The sequence below is a fragment of the Mesorhizobium sp. BH1-1-5 genome (assembly GCF_020165615.1).
Taxonomy (GTDB): Bacteria; Pseudomonadota; Alphaproteobacteria; order Rhizobiales; family Rhizobiaceae; genus Mesorhizobium.
On record NZ_JAIUIM010000005.1, the window covers coordinates 257,717 to 273,463 of the forward strand.

The following is a 15,747-nucleotide window of genomic DNA, read 5'->3' on the forward strand; positions in this document are numbered from 1 at the left end:
CTTTTGGGAGAGAGACAATGAGCACCATCGCCTTCATCGGCCTGGGCAATATGGGCAATCCGATGGCTGCCAACCTCGTAAAGGCGGGACACGCTGTTTACGGCTTCGATCTCGTTCCGGAGAACCTCACGACTGCCAAGGAGCACGGCATTACCGTCATGGCGAACGCCGCCACGGCAGTGAAGGACGCCGACGTGGTCATCACCATGCTGCCTGCCGGCAAGCATGTGCTGTCGGTCTATGAGGACATCGCGCCCAAGGCAAAGAAAGGCGCGCTGTTCATCGATTCCTCGACCATCGATGTCGAATCGGCGCGCAAGGCGCATGCGATTGCCGCGAAGCATGGCCTGCAGTCGATCGACGCACCTGTCTCCGGCGGCACGGGCGGCGCCACGGCCGGCACGCTGACCTTCATGGCCGGTGGCTCGAACGAGGCCTTCGCTGTCGCCGAGCCGATCCTGAAGCCGATGGCCGGACGCGTTGTCCATTGCGGCGGCGACGGCGCGGGCCAGGCGGCCAAGATCTGCAACAACATGATTCTCGGCATCTCGATGATCGGCGTCGCCGAAGCCTTCGTGCTCGCCGAAAAGCTGGGCCTGTCGCACCAGGCGCTGTACGACGTCGCCTCCACCTCGTCGGGCCAATGCTGGTCGCTGACCACCTATTGCCCGGTCCCCGGCCCGGTGCCGGGATCGCCGGCCAACCGCGACTACAAGCCCGGCTTTGCCGCCGCGCTCATGCTGAAAGACCTGAAATTATCGCAGGAAGCAGCACAAGGCGCGGGCGCCGTGACCCCGCTCGGCGCCGAGGCCACGCAGCTCTATGCCTTGTTCAACGCGCAGGGTCATGCCGGCGCCGATTTTTCCGGCATTATTAATTTCCTGCGCGGAAATCAGGCATAACAACTTGATTTAAAAAGGTTATTTTCGATTTTTGCCGCTCGGAAGCCGGCAAATTTAGATTTGCTTAAGGTCTCGCTAACTCACCGGTAACGATGTGCCTTTAAAACGGACTGCGAGGCGGACATCGCGTCTGCCCGGCGCTCCGGATCAGGTCTCGCGTACCGGAGCCCGTAAGTTTCGCAAGTGTTTCGTAGCGAAACGCCATGCGTATCTGGCAAAGCCGCGTTCCCGTTGGGGCGCGGTTTTTGCGTTTTGGACGGTCCGGGAAGTTGGACCGGGCGCCCGATCGAGGAGCGCCCGGTGTAAATTGGCCTACCGCTTCCGCAAATCCGCATCCGCGAGATCGAGCGCCTTGGCGATGCGCTCGCAGGCCATGTCGATGGTGTCGCGCGTCCAGATCAGCGGCGGCGACAGGATCATCGTGTCGCCGGTGGCCCGCAGCATCATGCCGTTCGCGATCGCATGGTCGCGCACCAGGACCGCGGCACTTCCCGACGGCAGATAGCGTTCCTTGGTCGCCTTGTCCTTGACGATCTCGATCGCGCCCATCAGGCCGATCGAACGCACCTCGCCGACCAGCCTGTGCCCGGCGATCCGCTCCTGCAGCGCCTGCGCGAAATAGGGACCGGTGTCGTTCTTGACCCGCTCGACCAGCCCTTCCTTCTCGATGATCTCGAGGTTCTTGAGCGCCACCGCGCAGGCCACCGGATGACCGGAATAGGTATAGCCGTGATAGAACTCGCCGCCCTTCTCGACCAGCGTCCTGGCCACGCGGTCGCCGACCAGCAGCGCCGACAGCGGCTGGTAGCCCGAGGTCAGCGCCTTGGCGGTGGTGATGGTGTCGGGCTCGATCCCGAAGGTCTGCGCCGCGAACCATTCGCCGGTGCGGCCATAGCCGGTGATGACCTCGTCCAGCATCAACAGCACATCGTATTTGCGGCAGATGCGCTCCACTTCCGGCCAATAGCTCATCGGCGGGATCTTCACACCGCCGGCGCCCATCACCGGTTCGCCGATGAAGGCCGCGACCCTGTCGGCGCCAGCCTCGAGGATGGCGTCCTCGACCGCCTTCGCCGCGCGAATACCGAAATCATGGTCGCTCTCGCCCGGCAGCGCCAGCTCATAGGCATAGGGCATCATTACATGGACGATGTTGGGCACCGCGCCGCCGAGCTGCTTGTGCATCGGCTCCATGCCGCCGAGCGAGGTGCCGGCAATCGTCGAGCCGTGGTAGGCCGACTTGCGCGAGATGATGCGGTTCTTCTCGGGCTTGCCTTCAAGCGCCCAGTAGTGGCGCACGAGCCTGAGAGCAGTGTCGTTGGCTTCCGACCCGGACGAGCCGTAGAAAACCTGGCTGACATGCTTGGGCGCCAGCTCCGCCAGCTTCTTCGACAACAGCACCGGCGTCGGCGTCGAACATTTGAAGAAGGAGTTGTAGTAGGGCAGCTCCTTCATCTGGGCGGATGCCGCCTCGGCGAGCTCGTCGCGGCCGTAGCCGACATTGACGCACCAAAGGCCCGCCATGCCGTCGAGGATTTCGGTGCCGTCGGCATCGTAGATGAACGGGCCGTTGGCATGGGTGATGATGCGCGACCCCGTTTCGCGCAGTTCCTTATGGTCGGTGAAGGGATGAAGGTGATGCGCGGCGTCGATCTGCTGAAGCTGCTTCAGCGAATAATTCTGATAAGTCATGGCTTTGATCTTTCCTCTTGAATCAATCCGGCACGGCCGGGGCGGATTCGTCAGAGGAAGGCAGGCGGCGAATAGCCGATGCGGGCACACAACCGCAACAGCTCGGCGCGAAGGGTCCGCGGTGACGGCGTCACCGCGACCCCGAAGGCGCCAGATGTGCTGAAGCGGATCATGGCGGCAGCTTATGCCGCCTGAGGCCCAAAATTCAAGCCGTGCCAAGGTGGGTTGAGATTCAGGTCAGGCCGAGCCGAAAATGGCGGTTTCCGAGAACCGGAGCGGAGCGTACTCAAAGTACGTGAGCACCGGAAGCGCAGAAAACCGCTATTTGCAGGCCGGCATCACCTGAATATCAATACACCTTACCGCCAAGCGCCCGTTGCAGGAACATATAGCGCATCGCCGTCTGCGCCGCCTGCGGCCGGCGGTCGCCGCGTCCGCCATGGCCGCCTTCGGTTTCCTCGAAGAACAGCGTCTTGCCGTGGCCTGCCTCCTGCAGCCGCGCCGCCATCTTGCGGGCATGCCCGGGGTGCACGCGGTCGTCGGCGGTGGACGTCATCAACAGCACCGGCGGATAGGCGACATCGGCCGAGACATGCTGGTAGGGAGAATAGGCGCCGAGCCAGGCTGCATCCTCCGGCTTCGACGGGTCGCCATATTCGGCGATCCACGAGGCGCCGGGCGGCAGTTCGGTGTAGCGCAGCATGTCGAGCAGCGGCACGTCGATGATGACGGCACCGAACAGTTCCGGCCGCTGCGTCAGCGACGTGCCGGTAAGCAGGCCGCCATTGGAGCCGCCCTGGATGCCGAGCTGTGTCGCCGTGGTGATGCCGCGCCTGACCACATCCTCGGCCACCGCCGCGAAATCGTCGAAGGCGTTCTGGCGCTTGCCCTTGAGCGCCGCCTGGTGCCAGGCCGGGCCGAACTCGCCGCCGCCGCGTATGTTGGCCTGGACATAGGCGTTGCCCTTGTCCAGCCAGAGCTTGCCGCGAATGCCGGCATAGCCGGGCAAGAGCGGCACCTCGAAGCCGCCGTAGCCGTAGAGCAGCGCCGGCACCGGTCCTTTCTGGTCGCGTCGCCGCACCACGAAATACGGGATCATCGTGCCGTCCTTCGAGCGCGCCTCGAACTGTTCAGAAACATAAGGCGCGGCGTCGAAGCGGGCCGGCTGCGACTTCACGGTTTCAAGCGTCTCGCCATTGTCGTCCGACCAGATGATCGAGCTCGGCGTCAGGAAATCGGTGAAGGAGAAGGAGACGCTGGAGCCGAAATGCTCGACATGGCTGATGCCGACATTGCCGTTGTCGGGCAGCGCGATCCGTTTCAGCGACCAGCCATCGGCGGTGCGGTCGCAGGCGATGACCTTGCCACGGACATTGTCCATCAAATTGATGAACAGCCGGTCCTGCGTCCTGGCGAGCCCGGCGATCGAGACACGATGCGCCGGCTCGAGCACGGTCTGGAACGGACCGAATGCGCCGCTCTCGATCCAGCGGTCGAAATCGAACGAGTAAAGCCCGTCGGGCAGGCAGCGCGTGCCGTCCGGCGCCGTCCACGGACTGCGCACGCCGAAGATCAGCTGGCCCTTGAAGATCGCCGTGTCGGTGGCGTCGTCCGGCAGCGGGATGCGCCTGTTTTCGCCCGTGGCCAATCGCAAAAAGCTTTGCGAGGTGAAGAAGTCGAGCGTCTTGCCGAGCAGCACATGCCGCTTGTCGCCGTCATGTTCCACGCCGCCGCCGACCGCGAGATGCTGCTTCTCGCCTTCGAAGATCTGCGTGGCGTCCTCGAGCTTCGTGCCGCGCCGCCACAGCTTGATCACGCGCGGATAGCCGGATTGCGTCTTGTCGTCTTCCTCGAAAGCCGCCGAAACGATGACGGTATCCTTGTCCAGCCATGAAAAGCCGGACTTGGAGGCGCGCGCGGAAAAACCCCCGTCGACAAAGGACCTCGTCGCGATGTCGAATTCACGCATCTCGCTGGCGTCGCCGCCATCGGGCGACATGTAGAGCAGGCAGCGGTTGAACTCGGGGTAGAGCCGGCTGGCTCCGCCAAACACCCACTTCACACCTTCTTTCGCCGAGAGCTGGTCGAAGTCGATGATGGTCTCCCACTCCGGCTTCTCGGTCTTGTAGGAAGCGACGGGCGTGCGCCGCCAGAGTCCCAGCGCATTGGTCTTGTCCTGCCAGAAATTATAGACGTAACCGGCAAGCGCTGCTCCGACCGGGATATTATCCTGGGCCGTCATCAGGTCGAGCGCGGTCTCGAAAGTCGCCTGATAGGAAGGATCGCCCTGCAATTCGGCGACGGTCAGCGCATTCTGGCGATGAACCCAGTCCAACGCTTCCTTGCCGTTGCGATCCTCCAGCCAGAGGAAGGGATCATTGGCGGTCAATTCGGGCTGGGTTCTGGTCATCGTGCTGGTCATGCGGGACTCCATCTCGCGGCCCCGCCTACATCGCGTTCGCTGCGTTGATATTCAAGAGCCGTGGCGGGATCGATCACAAAACCCGCCGTCGCGCGACCGTCGCCGCAGCCAGCGCCGCGCAGATTGCACCGAGGGTGACCGGCAGGCCGCCGGCGCCAACGACGTCCATTACGCTGCCGGTCAGCGGCGGCACGATGATGCCGCCGAGGCCCCACATCAGCGAGAAGGCGGCGTTGCCGGCGACCAGCGCCGAGCCTGTAAAACGTTCGCCGAGCTCGATGATGGACATCGTGTAGATGCCGTAGGAAACCGCGCCCCAGACAAAGACGCAGACCCAGATCAGCGGCGTCTCGATCAGAGCGGGCAAAAGCACGCATCCGAGGATCGTCACGACGACGCAGCCGAAGCGAACAAGGCGCGCCGTCAGCCTTTCGGCGAGCAGGCCGAGCGGCACCTGCATGGCAATGTTGCCGGCGATCATTGCCGACAGCAGCGCCGACATGCGCGCTTCGGGAATGCCGTGATGCGTTCCATAGACCGGCAGCAGCGCCAGGATCGCCTGCTCGAAACCCGCCGCGACGACCACCGCCGACATGAGCAGCCAGGCCAATGGTATGAAGCCCAGCACCGAAACCTTGTTCTCGGCCTCGTCGACCTTCGGCAGCCGCTTCACCACCACGGCCAGGCAGCCGCCGCAAAAGACGAAAGCAGAAATGCCGACCAGGAAAGGCGGCCAGCCCTCGGTGCCGACGGCAAGCAGGCAGAGCGGTCCGGCCGCGAAGCCCGCCGAGATGATGGTGGAGTAGACGCCCATGACGCGGCCGCGGCGCGACGGCGGCGCCAGCGCGATCACCCAGATTTCGCTCAAGACATAAAGCGGATTGGTCACCACGCCGATGAGGAAGCGCAGCGGAAACCACAGATAGACATTCTGCGTCCAGCCGATCAGTGCCAGCACCAGCGCCGACAGCGCGGCGCAGGTGAGCGCGGTGCGCCCTGCTCCGAACCGGCGCGCCAATCCCGGGATCAGCGGCGAGGACAGGATGAAGCCGACCGGCGTCATTGCCGCCGACAGCCCGATTACCGCCGGCGAGACGCCTTGCCGTTGCAGGATGAAGCTGAGCAGCGGATAGGAAAGCCCTTGCGCTATGGCGAACACCGAAACGGTCGCGATCACGCCGGTGATCGCTGCCCACTGCACGCTCCCGCTGCTCTCTGAATCCGCCAGAGCCATCAGTTCCTGATCCAATCGGTTGGAGGCATAACCGTTGTGGCCGGTTGCCGTAAGGCCCACCGCCGGCGAAAGCGGATGCTCCAGCCAATCCCTGTCAGGAACGCTTGCGCCGCAGGGACCGATACAGGGCGAACGCCACCAGCAGAAGGTCGAGCCCAATGATGACGGCAGGCAGCCCGAGCGGCCCGATCGCCTGCATCAGGGCGCCGGCGCCGGGCGGCCCGACGATGCCGCCGACGCCCCATAGCAGCGCGAAAGCCGCATTGCCGGTGACCAGCAGCGAGCCCTTGAAGCGGCCGCCGAGCTCGACCAGCGCCATCGTGTAGACGCCATAGCCGACCGCGCCCATCACCAGAAGCACGCCCCAGATCGATGGCGTGGTGATCAACAGCGGCAATAGAATCGCGCAAGCCGTCGTCGCCATTGCACAGGCGAGGATCATGGGCCGCCCGCCGAAGCGTTCGGCAAGCAGGCCGAGCGGGATCTGCAGGACGATGTTGCCCAGCGAAAGCATCATCACCAGCGCGGCAAGCGTCGCCTCGGGCAATCCATAGCCGGCGCCGAAGACGGGGACCAACGCATAGGTGCTTTGTTGGACCGCCGCGGAGACCAGCACGGCCAAGAGCAGCGCCGGCGCCAGCCGGGCAAAACCGAAAAAGCTCCCGGCTGGCTGCCCGTCATCCTCGAAACCCGTGAGCTTCGAGGAGACGAGGCGCAGAATGACGGCGCAAAGGGTGAAGCCGGCAATGCCGACGCCGAACGGCGCCCAGCCGACTGTGCCTACCAGCGTGAGCGTGAACGGCCCGGCCGCGTAGCCGGCGCCCATCAGCGTGTTGAACACGCCCATGACGCGTCCGCGCCGCGATGGCGGCGCCAGCGACAGCGCCCAGACCTCGCCCAGCACATAGAGCGGGTTGATGACCACGCCGATGACGAAGCGGATGATGTACCAGGCGACCCAGTTCTGCAAATAGCCTATGGCCAGGAAGCACAGTGCTCCAAGCAGAGAGCAGCCGACCGCCAGGTTTCGCGCGCCGACCAGCCGCACGGCCGCCGGCACGAAGGAGGCCGACAGGATCAGCCCGACCGGCATCATCGCCGCCGAAAGACCGATCAAGCCCGGCGAAAAGCCCTGCTTCTGCATCAGCAGCGTGAAGAGCGGCGAGCTCAACCCTTGCGCCGCGCCGAACATGGCAAGTGCTGCCGTGACGCCGGCAAGGGCCGCCCATTGCGGTCTGTCTTCAACGGTCTGGACGGAAGCGGTCATTGTGGCTCGCGGTTGAACAATCACGGCATCATTATCAGCAGCAAGAGCCTCCCTGATGCCTCAGCGGAAGCAATTTGGCGATCCAGCCCGCTCCCCCTCCGGCATGTCGCTTCCCTCGTCCTAGTGGTCGCCGCCTCCTCACCGGTTGCATTGCCGCCAGTCCATTATGCGGCCAATTTCGCATCCTCACGAGGCTTCTCATGACTGCCGCCCTTCATCCCGCCGAGCCGGCCCTGGCAACCGATCGCGCCCGCCGTGGCGGCCGCGCGGGCAAGCGCGCCGGCGGCTCGGCCGCTTTCGAGCAGCCCGCCTTCCGGCAATTGAAGAACCCGCTGACCCCGACCAAGCTGGTGTCAGACGACGAGCTGGAATCGATCCATATCGCCTCGTTGCGCGTCTTGAAGGAAATCGGCGTCGACGTTCTGCACGAGGAAGCCCGCCGCATCATGAAGGCGCATGGCGCGGATGTGCGCGAAGGCTCGGAGCGTGTGCGCTTCGACAGCGACATGATCCTGGAGCTCGTCTCGCACTGCCCGTCGGAATTCACGCTGCATGCCCGCAACCCGGCGCACAATCTGCGTTTCGGCGGCAACAACGTCATCCTGTCGATGATGGCCTCGGCGCCGAACTGTTCCGACCTCGACCGCGGCCGCCGGCCCGGCAACCAGGCCGACTACCGCAATTTCCTGCGCCTGGCGCAGATGCACAACATCCTGCAATGCACCGGCGGCTATCCGGTCGAGCCGATCGATATCCACCCCTCGGTGCGGCACCTGGAATGCATCCGCGACCTCGCCATGCTGACCGACAAGGTCTTCCACATCTATTCGCTCGGCAAGGAGCGCAATGTCGACGGCATCGAGATCACCCGCATCGCCCGCGGCATCAGCCGCGAGCAGCTGATGCTGGAACCGTCGGTCTTCACCATCATCAACACCAATTCGCCGCTCAAGCTCGACGTGCCGATGATGGAGGGCATCATCCAGATGTCGAGCATGGGCCAGGCTGTCATCGTCACGCCGTTCACGCTCTCGGGCGCCATGGCGCCCGTCACTGTCGCCGGCGCGCTGGTGCAGCAGAACGCCGAGGCGCTTTCCGGCATCGCCTTCGCGCAGATGGTGAAGAAAGGCGCGCCGGTCGGCTATGGCGGCTTCACCTCCAATGTCGACATGAAGTCCGGCGCGCCGGCCTTCGGCACGCCCGAATACATGAAGGCCCAGCTCGTCGGCGGCCAGCTCGCCCGCCGCTACAACATCCCCTACCGCACCTCCAACACCTGCGCCGCCAACACGGTGGACGCGCAGGCCGCCTATGAAAGCGTCTTCTCGCTATGGGGCGCGATCCAGGGCGGCGGCAATCTGATGATGCACGGCGCCGGCTGGCTGGAAGGCGGCCTGCGCTGCTCCTATGAAAAGACCATCCTCGACATCGATCTTTTGCAGATGGTGGCCGAGTTCCTCACCCCGCTCGACCTCTCCGAGGACGCGCTCGGCTTCGACGCCATCCAGTCGGTCGGCCCGGGCGGTCATTTCTTCGGCACTCCGCACACGCAGGCGCGCTACAAGACCGCCTTCTATTCACCGATCGTCTCCGACTGGCGCAACTTCGAGAGCTGGACCGAGGCCGGCTCGCCGACGGCGATGGAGCGGACCAACAAGGTCTGGAAGGAACGCCTTGCCTCCTACGAGGAGCCGTATATGGACCCGGCCATCCGCGAGGAGCTCAACGACTTCGTCGAGAAGCGCCGCGCCGAAGGCGGCGCGCCGACCGATTTCTGATTTTCAGTGTTGAGGGTGGACAGTCGACTGCGCTCAGTCGAGCTTCGCTTAGCCTTCAAACCCAATCATTCGATTCAGTCTCTGTAAACACGGACCCATCTGTATGAAATCTCACGTTAAAGCGGTTGTCATCGGCGGCGGTGTCGTCGGCTGCTCGGTGCTCTATCACCTCGCCAAGGCCGGCTGGACCGACATCATGCTGATCGAGCGCTCGGAGCTCACCTCCGGCTCGTCCTGGCATGCGGCCGGCGGCTTCCATACGCTGAACGGCGACCCGAACGTCGCCAAGCTGCAGGCCTACACGGTCCAGCTCTACAAGGAGATCGAGGAGATTTCCGGCCAGTCCTGCTCGCTGCATTTGACCGGCGGCGTGATGATGGCTGATACCCCCGAGCGCATGGACTTTCTGCGGCTTGCCCACGCCAAGGGCCGCTATCTCGGCATGGACACCGAGCTGATCACGCCTTCGGAAGCCAAGGCGATGTTCCCGCTGATGGACGAGAAGAATTTCGTCGGCGCCATGTGGGATCCGGTCGAAGGCCATCTCGATCCTTCGGGCACGACAATCGCCTATTCCAAGGCCGCGAAAAAGCTCGGCGCCGAGATCGTGCTGCGCAACCGCGTCGTCGATCTGACGCAGCAGCCGGACGGCACCTGGAACGTCGTCACCGAGCAGGGAACGGTTCACGCCGAGCATGTCGTCAATTGCGGCGGCCTGTGGGCGCGCGAGATCGGCCGCATGGTCGGCGTCGAGCTGCCGGTGCTGGCGATGGAGCATATGTATCTCCTCACCGAGCCGATGCCGGAGGTCGAGGAGTTCAACAAGTCGACCGGCCGCGAGATGATCGGCGTGCTCGACTTCAAGGGCGAGATCTACACCCGCCAGGAGCGCAACGGCATCCTGCTCGGCACCTATGAGAAGGCCTGCAAGCCGTGGTCGCCGGTCAACACGCCGTGGGATTTCGGCCACGAGCTCTTGCAGCCCGACATCGACCGCATCGCGCCGTCGCTGGAAATCGGCTTCAAGCATTTCCCCGGCATCGAGAAAGCCGGCATCAAGCAGATCATCAACGGCCCCTTCACCTTCGCGCTCGACGGCAACCCGCTGGTCGGCCCTGTCCAGGGCCTGACCAATTTCTGGTGCGCCTGCGCGGTCATGGCCGGCTTCAGCCAGGGCGGCGGCGTCGGCCTGGCGCTCTCCAACTGGATGGTGCATGGCGATCCGGGCTTCGACGTCTGGGGCATGGATGTCGCCCGCTTCGGCGAATGGGCGAGCCTGCGCTACACCAACGCCAAGGTGCGCGAGAACTATTCGCGGCGCTTCTCGATCCGCTTCCCGAACGAAGAGCTGCCTGCCGCTAGGCCCGCGCAGACGACGCCGCTCTACGATACCATGCTCGCCAACAACGCCGTCATGGGCGATAGCTGGGGCCTGGAAACCCCGCTTTGGTTCGCGCCGAAGGGCACGGAGCCGAAGGACATCGTGTCCTTCCACCGCTCCAACGACTTCGGCCCGATCGGCGAGGAAGTGCGTACGACGCGTGAGAAGGTCGGCGTCACCGAGATCGCCAACTTCGCCAAATACGAGGTGTCGGGTCCGGGCGCCGAGGATTTCCTCAACCGGCTGATGACCAACCGCATGCCGAAGGTCGGCCGCATCGTGCTGACCCCGATGGTCAACGAGTTCGGCAAGCTGATCGGCGACTTCACCATCGCCAAGGCCGGTGAAGACCGCTTCATGATCTGGGGCTCGTCGGCGGCGCAGAAATACCATATGCGCTGGTTCGAGAAGCACCTGCCGAAGGATGGGTCGGTGCGCATCCACCGCTTCGACCAGACGCTGGTAGGTCTCTCGATCGCCGGGCCGAAGTCGCGGGACCTGCTGCAGAAGCTGGTCGATGTCGACATCTCGACCAAAGCCTTCCGCTTCATGGATTTCCGCGAAATGGCGGTCGGCGGCGCGCCATGCATGGTCAACCGCATCACCTACACCGGCGATCTCGGCTATGAGATCTGGATGGCGCCTGCCTATCAGCGCCTGGTGTACAAGGCGATCAAGGACGCCGGCGAAGAGTTCGGCCTGGTCGATTTCGGCATGCGCGCTTTGCTCTCCATGCGCCTGGAAAAGAACTTCCCGACCTGGTTCCGCGAGCTTCGGCCGATCTACGGGCCGTTCGAAGGCTCGATGGACCGCTTCATCAAGCTGGAGAAGAACGACTTCATCGGGCGCGAGGCGTCGGCCAAGGAACACGCCGAGGGTCCGAAGCTGCGCCGCGTTTCCTTCATCGTCGACGCCATAGACGCCGACGTGATGGGCGACGAGCCGATCTGGGCCAAGGTCAGCAAGGACTACGGCACGGTCGAAAAGCCGCATGGTTACGGCGCGCCGCGCTTCGATGAGACGGGGAAGGAAGTGCGTGGCTCGAAGGCAGCCGAGGGCGCTTCCGCCGTGCGCGGCATCATCGACGGCGAATGGCGCGTCGTCGGCTGGGTCACCTCGGGCGGCTATGCGCATTACGTCCAGAAGTCGATGGCGCAGGGCTACGTGCCGGCGGCTCTTGCCGAGGACGAAAGCGCCGGCCTGTTCGAGATCGAGATCCTCGGTCACCGCCGCCCGGCCCGCATCAATGTCGAGCCGCTCTTCGATCCGAGCGGCGAGAAGATGCGGACCTGAAGCCTCGGGAATCATTGGATTGCGCCGGGCGCTATGGCATGGTCGGGCCCGCTACCGGCGCATCAGCATGAGAAGACCATCCCCTTGCGGCAGTTAGAGAAATGGACCGATTGGCTCTGCGATGAACGGGTCGGTCCATTCAGCGCCGCGATCGCGTCGGTCCTCCTCTATTGTCTGACCCAGATCGTCGTGATGGCCCTGTTGTCCCACGTTGCGGCCACGGGCGTCGGTGTCGACGATTCCGAGCAACTGATGGAAATGCGGTTCCTGGCTGCCGGCTACGGCAGTTCGCAGCCGCCTTTGTACACCTGGCTCGCCATGCTTGCGGCCTCGTTGGTCGGAACCAGCGTCCTTGCCCTCAAGATCGTCAAATACGGCCTGCTGGCCGCGGGGCTGGCAGCGTATTTCACCGCCATACGCCGCCTCGGCTACTCGAACCGCGCCGCTGCCTCGGGCATGTTCGGGCTGCTTCTGTTTCCCCAGGTCTTCTGGGAGATGCAGCACGCCCTCACCCACTCGGTCGCCATATTCTGTTTCACCTCGGTGTTGCTTCTGGCGCTTGTCGAGGTGGAGAAGCGGCGTTCGGCCGTTGCCTATGCGTTTTTCGGCCTGGCGACGGCGGCCGCGATGCTGTCGAAATACAACATCGTCATCTTCCTTGCCGCCCTGTTCCTGGCATCCCTCTCGGTTCGCGAAACGCGTGAGGCGATCTTCGACCGCCGTTTCCTGATCAGCGTGGCGGTAGCGGTCCTTGCCTGCCTGCCGACGCTTTATTGGAGCCTGACGCATCTGGAAGATCTGCTCTCGCACCAAGATGGCCTGGGCGTCGCCGAAGGCGGCAGCATTGCGAAAACAGCACTTCTCGGCAGCCGCAGACTGGCCAATGCGATCGTCAATTTCGCCGGATTGCCTGCCGTGATTTTTGCCGCCGCTTATGTCCTGGCGATGAGAAACCGGACTGAGTCGCCTCAGCCGGTGCGGTGGCCGGAAAAGCTGTTGTGGCGGGCGATCGTCCTTGGCTTGGTGGTGATGGTGGCAGTCGTGTTGGCGGCTGGCATCACGCAGTTTCGCGACCGCTGGATGCTGCCCATCTTCATCCTCCTGCCCGCGGCCCTTGCCATGCGCTTCGACGCCATGGGCCAGAAGGGCCGAAAGACGCAAGCCACCATCGTCTTCGTCGGCGCTCTTCTTGCTATGCTGGTGCTGCCGCTGAGCTGGTACATGCACCTGCACGGCGGCGACAGCCGCGGCGGCATCGTGCGTACGGACTACCAGTCGCTTTACAAGCAGATCAACGCCGACGGACCGGTCAAGACCGTGGTCTCGAGCTGGTTCTGGGTCGGCAATCTTCGCCTGGTCGATGCCGATCTCATCGCGCTCGATGACGAGACGCCGGACTTCGCCCGGTCGATCCGCGAGCCGGCGGTGCTTGTCCTGACCGATGACAGGGAACCGCCCTCGGATGTCTTTGAAGAAATGACGAAAGCTGGCTACGTGATGGACACCGTCCACCGCACTGTCGAAGTGCCGCAGGCGCTCGGCTTCCCGCCGCGCAAAGTCACGATCACCAGACTGCACAAGAAGACCGCGCAGTAAGGGTTCAGGGGACGAATGGACAAGCAACGCTTCGGCCGCCACCGCAAGATCATGCCCTTCGAACCCGGCTCGGTCGAAGCGCTTCGCGAGGTCTCCCGCGAGAAGGCGGCCTCGCTCAACCAGCATGTGCTGGGCTATGGCGCGACGGCCGAAGCGGAATGGGCCGCGGCCGGCATCGCAGCGCCTGACCTGCCCGCCATGCGCAGATACCGGCTGGAGCGCATCCGCGCCGAGCTGAAGCGCCGCGACTGCGCCGGCGCCCTGCTCTACGACCCGGTCAATATCCGCTACGCGACGGACTCGACCAACATGCAGCTCTGGGTCGCGCACAACCCGACACGCCATTGTTTCGTCGCAGCGGAAGGGCCGGTGGTGCTGTTCGACTATTTCTCCTGCGAGCACCTGTCCGACCACTCGGGTGTCGTCGACGAGGTGCGCCCGGCCGTGTCGTGGATGTATCTGTACAGCGGCGAGCTTACCGAGCAGAAGGTGCGGCGCTGGGGCGCGGGCATCGCCGAGCTCGTTGCCGAGCATGGCGGCGGCAACCGCCGCATCGCCGTCGACCACATCAACCCCGAAGGCGTGGAGGAGCTCGCGCGCCGCGGCATCGCGATAGGCAATGGCGAGGCCGTGATGGAGAATGCGCGCCTCATCAAATCGCCCGACGAGATCCTCGCCATGCGCCGCGCCATCGTCGCCTGCGAGGCGGCGATGGGCGAGATGGAAGCCGCGCTGAAGCCCGGCATCTCGGAGAACGAATTGTGGGCGGAACTGCATCGCGGCAACATCGCGCGCGGCGGCGAGTGGATCGAGACGCGTCTTCTGTCGTCCGGACCGCGCACCAATCCCTGGTTCCAGGAATGCTCCTCGCGCGTCGTCGAGAACGGTGACCTTGTCGCCTTCGACACCGACCTTATCGGCCCTTATGGCTTCTGCGCCGACCTTTCGCGCACATGGCTCTGCGGCGACAGGCAACCGTCGAACGAGCAGCGCGACCTGTTCCGTATCGCCGCCGGCCAGATCGCCCACAACACCGACCTGATGCGGCCGGGCATCTCCTTCCGCGATCTCGTCGAGCGCTCGGCGGTGCCGCCGGACGACTGCTACCCGACGCGCTACGGCGTGCTTTATCATGGGGTCGGTCTGGCGGACGAATATCCGACGCTGCCGCATATAGGCGACTGGACCGCCGACACGCCGGACGGCGTGCTCGAACCTGGCATGGTACTTTGCGTCGAAAGCTATATCGGCAGGCTTGGCGGACGCGAAGGCGTCAAGATCGAGGAGCAGATCCTGATCACCGAGACCGGCAACGAGAAGCTTTCAGCCTACAAGCTGGACGAGCGGCTGCTCTGATCCGCTTTCGACCGCCGCGACGGCGTCGCGCATCGCGGCAATGACTTTCTCCGGCGTCGTCCTGGCCGTGATGTAGGGCAGGCCCTTGCGCCGCGCCGTCCAGCCGACCACCTTCACGCCTTTCGCCGCCCGCTCGAAACGCTGCGCCAGCGCCCAGCTTTCGCAGTCGATAGCCGCGACATCGGCCCTGCCTTCGGCGACCGCCACGATCGACGACCGGTGGCCGCCGCTTTCGCTGCGCGAGGCGAAGATGTCGAGGCTCGCGCCCATGGCCTCCAGGTCGCGCGTCAGCCCGATCAGCCCGGACATCGAGTCCGGATTGTTGAAGGTGAAGCGCTTGCCGCGAATGAGATCGAGCGGGATGACAGCCTTGCCATCCGCCGGCGAGGCTAGCGACGGTCCACCGTCCGCAGCCATCACCAGCGCGCTGGAATAGAGCTCGCCCTGCCCGCCTTCGAACGCATCGTAGCTTGGTTGGGCAATCACCTGCACATGCGGAGCGAGGCCGAGTTCCATCGGCCCCCAGCATGTTTGCCCGAAGAGCAGCGCGGGGCTCAGCCAGAGCTGGTGAAAATCGAACTCGTACGGGGGGAGCGTCGCCGGGTCGGGTGCGATCGGCTTGCCGGCGTCGTCGAGAATGCCGCCAGGCACCGGCGGCAGTTCGCCATTGCTGCGCACGACGGCCTCCGGCGCATCGATGCCCCTTTGCCGGAAGGCGTCGCGAAGCCGTGCCCATTGCGCATCGACCTCGCCACGCGCTTCGGGCCAGTCATACATCGGCAGGGCCGCAACGAACTTACTCATGTCGAATAGCTTTCAAAGACAG

General features: G+C 64.4%; 10 protein-coding genes. 5 read left to right on the forward strand and 5 right to left on the reverse strand.

The window, feature by feature from the left end:
* The first annotated feature begins 17 nt into the window (after positions 1-17).
* The gene (gene mmsB / locus LB572_RS09215; RefSeq protein ID WP_224667506.1) at positions 18-902 is read left to right on the forward strand and encodes a 3-hydroxyisobutyrate dehydrogenase; all 885 of its coding nucleotides are present in this window, start codon (positions 18-20) and stop codon (positions 900-902) included.
* A 312-nt stretch (positions 903-1,214) separates the two neighbouring features.
* Here mmsB and LB572_RS09220 read toward each other — a convergent pair whose 3' ends face one another.
* The 4 genes from LB572_RS09220 to LB572_RS09235 form a co-directional block, all read right to left on the reverse strand.
* A complete protein-coding gene (locus LB572_RS09220) occupies positions 1,215-2,594 on the reverse strand; it encodes an aspartate aminotransferase family protein (RefSeq protein ID WP_224667507.1) in 1,380 nt (459 codons plus the stop codon).
* Positions 2,595-2,943: 349 nt separating this feature from the next.
* The gene (locus tag LB572_RS09225) at positions 2,944-5,016 is read right to left on the reverse strand and encodes a prolyl oligopeptidase family serine peptidase (RefSeq protein ID WP_224667508.1); all 2,073 of its coding nucleotides are present in this window, start codon (positions 5,014-5,016) and stop codon (positions 2,944-2,946) included.
* 73 nt (positions 5,017-5,089) lie between these two features.
* The gene (locus LB572_RS09230; protein ID WP_224667509.1) at positions 5,090-6,250 is read right to left on the reverse strand and encodes an MFS transporter; all 1,161 of its coding nucleotides are present in this window, start codon (positions 6,248-6,250) and stop codon (positions 5,090-5,092) included.
* Between the two features lie 94 nt (positions 6,251-6,344).
* Complete coding sequence (locus LB572_RS09235; protein ID WP_224667510.1) at positions 6,345-7,517, reverse strand: MFS transporter; 1,173 nt, start codon at positions 7,515-7,517, stop codon at positions 6,345-6,347.
* 200 nt (positions 7,518-7,717) lie between these two features.
* On the opposite strand from LB572_RS09235, the gene LB572_RS09240 reads away from it, so the two are divergent.
* The 4 genes from LB572_RS09240 to LB572_RS09255 all read left to right on the forward strand — a co-directional run bounded on the left by LB572_RS09240 (position 7,718) and on the right by LB572_RS09255 (position 14,921).
* Entirely contained in the window at positions 7,718-9,295 is a 1,578-nt protein-coding gene (locus tag LB572_RS09240; RefSeq protein WP_140809283.1) for a trimethylamine methyltransferase family protein, read from the forward strand.
* A 103-nt stretch (positions 9,296-9,398) separates the two neighbouring features.
* Entirely contained in the window at positions 9,399-11,969 is a 2,571-nt protein-coding gene (locus LB572_RS09245) for a GcvT family protein (RefSeq protein WP_224667511.1), read from the forward strand.
* A gap of 192 nt (positions 11,970-12,161) precedes the next feature.
* On the forward strand, positions 12,162-13,565 hold the full coding sequence (locus LB572_RS09250; protein WP_224667512.1) for an ArnT family glycosyltransferase: 1,404 nt from the start codon (positions 12,162-12,164) through the stop codon (positions 13,563-13,565).
* A 15-nt stretch (positions 13,566-13,580) separates the two neighbouring features.
* Complete coding sequence (locus LB572_RS09255) at positions 13,581-14,921, forward strand: M24 family metallopeptidase (protein ID WP_224667513.1); 1,341 nt, start codon at positions 13,581-13,583, stop codon at positions 14,919-14,921.
* On the opposite strand, the gene LB572_RS09260 is transcribed toward LB572_RS09255, so the two are convergent.
* Positions 14,889-15,725, reverse strand: coding sequence for a phosphate/phosphite/phosphonate ABC transporter substrate-binding protein (locus LB572_RS09260; RefSeq protein ID WP_224667514.1), 837 nt, complete (start codon positions 15,723-15,725; stop codon positions 14,889-14,891). The genes LB572_RS09255 and LB572_RS09260 overlap by 33 nt on opposite strands.
* Positions 15,726-15,747: the final 22 nt, after the last annotated feature.